Genomic DNA, 2,759 nt, shown 5'->3' with positions numbered 1-2,759 from the left:
GAACTGGGCTATTAATTCTGTTAAGAAGGGCGGCATTGTTTCTGTTGTAGGCGTGTACGGCCCAACCGGAAACCTGGTAGCTATAGGCAATGTGGTGAACAAAGGCATTACCATCCGCGCTAACCAGGCTTCCGTAAAACGGTTGCTGCCAAAGCTGATAGAGCATGTACAAAACGGTTTTATTGATCCCAAGGCCATCATTACCCATAAGATCCCGCTGGAAGAAGTGGCATATGCATACCGCATATTTTCTTCAAAGCTGGACAATTGCATAAAAACAGTTCTTGTTCCCTAAAAACATTTCGTATGGAAAACATGGAGGATAATTTCAGGCATATCAAAGGATGGGGCGTGGATGCAGATCCCAGGAACGAGCCCACCTATCCTATGAAGCACTACACCGGTGATGATCACCGGCGGCTTAACTATGAACGGCCTGCACAGCAACCGGCTGATGTGGAAATATTGAAGTCCAACGAAAGGCCCGGCCTTAGCGCTGTGTTTGGGACATCCACACCTCCCTCAGGATTAAGCGGTATGATACGGCGGAAAGCCTTTTCACAAAGTGAAGGCAGGCTGGGACACTGGATGCCATTGATACTGGCAGACCGTATGAATGTGATAGAAGGCCTGATTGATGATATCAGGAATGGTTATCTCCCGAACTTCTTCGTGGAAAAAGGCTGGAAAGCAGAGGTGAGATACAATCCAGTACGCTTTTTCGGGAAAATTGTTGTTGCTGCACTGGTAACTACAGCTGTTGTTACACTTATGGTACGTAAGAAAAGGCGCAGGCATATTTAAGGAAGGGAGCCGTTTGTTGAACACATGGCGTTCCGGTTACGGCCATACGGAGCAACCAAACCAATCCTCTCTTTTACCGTAGCACGCCGGTCGCTGTACCTCCTGGATGGAGAAGCACGGAGCGCATGGCAGCGCAGCATTGCCCCGGTAAAGCAGGAGCGATACTCTATTGCACTAAGAACTTTATTGTAAACCGAAAGATCTCACAGATCTGGCGCCGCTCTCACAAAAGCGGACGCAGACTGTCCGTTTCTGTACATATTCTCACCAGGTTTTTTATTTTACAGCTCATTGTCAGTGCTTTATAAGAGCGGCATAATATTTAGTTTATGCGAAAGCTAAAATCGTGGACACCATCTCCCGAAAAAAATTGTTACTTCTAATCATTTAAAATGACCTTAAGAACACTGATCTTTATTTCACTCTTTACCCTGACCTGGCTTTTAGGATCCGGCCAAACCAAGCCTGAACAATTGCGGATTAAAGCAGTGGAGAACGGTCTCATGGAAACAAGACAAGTTGTTTTTGCAGACAGCATCACACCTAAGTATAATATTACCGAGCGGATGAAGTTTTACAAAGTGCCCTCCGTTTCTATAGCCGTAATAAACAATGGGAGTATGATATGGGCAAAAGCTTATGGATACGCTGATGCAGCAGCACGGCAGCCTGCAAATACCGGCACCCTTTACCAGGCAGCCTCCATCAGTAAATCAGTAAATGCATCCGGCATCATGAAGCTGGTACAGGATGGGAAATTATCCCTGGACAAGGATATAAGGGAATATTTGAAAACCTGGACGTTTCCGGACAATGAATTTTCAAAAGGCAAAACAATTACCCTCAAAAATTTACTGAGCCATACTGCCGGCCTTAGTACCGGTGGTTTCATGGGGTATACAATGAGCGACAGTATACCCGCTATTAACCAGATCCTCAACGGGCAAAAACCGGCCAATAGTGAAGCCGTTAAACCGGTTCTCCCGGTTGGCGCCCAGTTTAAATACTCCGGTGGCGGCACTGTCATCATCAGAAAGATCCTGGAAGACAATATTTCAAGTAATTATGACAGCATTATGCAGGCGGCTGTACTGAAGCCGCTTAAAATGACAAGCAGTACATTTTCCCAGCCGCTTAATCATCAGCAATACAAAAACTTTGCTGCCGGGCATGATACCAGTATGCAGGTGCTGCAGGGGAAATTCAATATTTATCCGGAGCTGGCGCCGGATGGGCTTTGGACAACAGCCACTGATCTTGCGAAGTTTGTTATTGCCATACAGCAGTCTTTAAAAAATACCAGGCCTTCATTCCTTGAAAAAGCGGTTGCAGAAAAAATGCTAACACCGGTGCTTAGCTCTTCCGATGCTGCCTTAGGCACCTTCATCCTGGAAAAGGGCGGGGAGAAGTATTTTACGCACAGCGGGGCAAATGTTGGTTATAGAACCGATTATTATGGCAGCTTTACCACAGGAAATGGCGTGGTGGTTTTAACCAATTCTGAAAATGGACAGGCCTTAATAGATGAGATCATCAATAGCGTGGCCACCGTGTATCAATGGAAAGACTTTTACAATCCTATGGTCATGAAGTCCATTCATGTTCCGGACACACTGCTTGAAAAATATGCGGGGGACTATTTCTCGGAAGATCCGCAGATAAAGATCTCCATAGTTAAAAAAGGGAACAGTCTTGAGCTAACCGCACGAAGACCGGAAAAAATGTATGCTACAGGGTTAGATACTTTCTTTCTGATGTCTTCCCCAACGGATAAGTGCATTTTTTCAAGCTCGCAGAGTGATGGTGTTATTGACCTGTTTGAAGTGAAGCAGGAGGAGAAGGTGGTTGTAAGAGCGGTGAAGAGGAGGTAGGACATATAAGAAAATGAAAGTATGCGGGTTTCTTAATAATTTCGTGTATGTGAGACAGTTAAGAACCACAAACTATCATTAATC

The 2,759-nt window shown here is 45.3% G+C and carries 2 protein-coding genes and 1 pseudogene; all 3 read left to right on the top strand.

Annotated features, from left to right (window positions below; genetic code table 11):
• Positions 1-295 (top strand): annotated as a pseudogene (locus VIM87_RS05840) (glutathione-dependent formaldehyde dehydrogenase); the annotation flags it as partial.
• A gap of 11 nt (positions 296-306) precedes the next feature.
• Positions 307-804, top strand: a complete 498-nt coding sequence (locus VIM87_RS05835; protein ID WP_331996073.1) for a hypothetical protein — start codon at positions 307-309, stop codon at positions 802-804.
• Positions 805-1,196: 392 nt separating this feature from the next.
• A complete protein-coding gene (locus VIM87_RS05830; RefSeq protein ID WP_331996072.1) occupies positions 1,197-2,675 on the top strand; it encodes a serine hydrolase domain-containing protein in 1,479 nt (492 codons plus the stop codon).
• The last annotated feature ends 84 nt before the right edge of the window (positions 2,676-2,759 follow it).

Source organism: Chitinophaga sp. (assembly GCF_036569125.1).
Lineage (GTDB): Bacteria > Bacteroidota > Bacteroidia > Chitinophagales > Chitinophagaceae > Chitinophaga.
The sequence above is the reverse complement of the archived record's forward strand: the minus strand, read 5'-3'. Positions and strand labels throughout refer to the sequence as shown.

Coding starts and splice junctions, on each gene's coding strand:
- VIM87_RS05835 (WP_331996073.1), top strand. CDS start 307: ATGGAAAACATGGAGGATAATTTCAGGCATATCAAAGGATGGGGCGTG.
- VIM87_RS05830 (WP_331996072.1), top strand. CDS start 1,197: ATGACCTTAAGAACACTGATCTTTATTTCACTCTTTACCCTGACCTGG.